The organism is Halobellus sp. Atlit-38R (assembly GCF_003665925.1).
Taxonomy (GTDB): domain Archaea; phylum Halobacteriota; class Halobacteria; order Halobacteriales; family Haloferacaceae; genus Haloquadratum; species Haloquadratum inordinatus.
The window spans coordinates 1-432 of record NZ_QXIJ01000416.1; the positions used below are offsets into that span (position 1 = coordinate 1).

Here is a 432-nt window from a genome sequence, read left to right on the forward strand (position 1 = left end):
GTCAAGGATGTGGCGTTCTCTGACTGCCATTTCAGATGCTGTCTCGTTATAAATCGCAAGGAGAATACCCGCGCCTTTAGGCGCGGATGAATCCGACAACCCGTTCAACAATCCACCGCCGATGGCAAGGCCGGATATTCCACGCTCTCAGCCGAACCTTTACAAGAAAAGCTCGTATAACAGGTTATACAGGCGTTCAGAATGCTGGAGGTCCACCGCACTCACCGCGCCAAAATTCTCAACCACAATCAAGTGGCTGAGATACTCGACCGGCACGGGTGGAGCGCCAGCAAACTCTGGAACGTCGCCAACTACCACTCCCGAGAAGTCTGGGAAGAAACCGGGGAGATTCCCGATCACGGCGACCTCAAAGACGAGTTGAAGACTCACAACAAGTACAAGGGGCTACATTCGCAGTCCAGTCAGCGCGTT

Annotated in this window: 1 pseudogene; it reads left to right on the top strand. The window is 53.7% G+C overall.

What is annotated here, in order from left to right:
- Positions 1-201: 201 nt before the first annotated feature.
- Positions 202-432 (top strand): annotated as a pseudogene (locus D3D02_RS20140) (RNA-guided endonuclease TnpB family protein); the annotation flags it as partial.